The sequence below is a fragment of the Oleiphilus sp. HI0079 genome (genome assembly GCF_001635105.1).
This window is the reverse complement of sequence record NZ_LWFT01000074.1, coordinates 1-980: the sequence shown is the minus strand read 5'-3', so window position 1 is coordinate 980 and position 980 is coordinate 1. Positions and strand designations below refer to the sequence as shown.

Sequence of the window (980 nt, the reverse complement as noted above, 5' to 3'; positions counted from 1 at the left end):
AATGGTCCTATCGACTGCGGCGCGCTTGAACGTCATGAAACGAGATCAGGCCCAAATACCTAACATGAGCGACCGCCAGTTTGAAAGCTGGCGAGCGTTTGTAGAGGAGCGATTAGGAACGCACTTCCCGCTTGATCAGAAGTCGCGTCTTCAATCGAGTCTAACGATTCGTATGCGCGAACTCGATTACAGCGACTATGATCAATATCTGCAAGAGGTATCTGCACCGCTTCAGGGCTTAGGAGAGTGGCTAGTTTTACTTGATCGTCTAGTGATAGGTGAAACTCGTTTTTATCGAGATTCAAACGCTATGGCGCTCGCGTTCCTCGTTATGAAGAGTCGCCTCAAGCGAAAAAAAGACCGCAGCCTCAGTATTTGGAGTGTCGGTTGCAGCAGCGGTGAAGAGACATACTCTCTGGCATTTTTATGTGAAAGCTTGTTTAAGGAAATGGAGCTTGAGCCTCGGTACGGCGTTACTGGTATAGATGTAAGCTGGGGTGTGCTGGGCAAAGGCCGAAACGGAGTATACGAGAAGCGTCGCATGATTGGTTTGCCAAAGGCTTGGTCTAAGACCTACTTTGATCAATTAGGCGAAGACTCTTTTCAGGTAAAAGATTACGTGCGTAAGCATGTATGTTTTTCTAAACAGAATATGAGAGACATAAGTCAGAGCCCCCTCAAGAATCAGGATCTGATTTATTGCCAAAACGTGCTTATTTATTTTCGAAATGAGCTGAGACATAAAATTCTAGATGAGCTTGGAGACCGTCTTTCATTGGGCGGTGTGTTGATCATTGGTGCTGGTGAAGCACTGAATTGGTCGCATCCAAAGCTTAAAAGAGTCGATGACAAGCGGGCGCTGGCTTTTCAGCGTGTGCACGACTGAATAAGAAATTAGGGGTAGAGTGATGGGCAGCAGCCATGACCACATTGCACTGGACTGGGTAAGAGGGGAGCTCGAACAAACTCTTTTGCTAGCG

1 protein-coding gene is annotated in these 980 nt (G+C 47.1%); it reads left to right on the top strand.

What is annotated here, in order from left to right; genetic code table 11:
* The coding region (locus A3750_RS01105; protein ID WP_082862965.1) for a protein-glutamate O-methyltransferase CheR at window positions 1-886 on the top strand (886 nt) is incomplete at its 5' end.
* Between the last annotated feature and the right edge of the window lie 94 nt (window positions 887-980).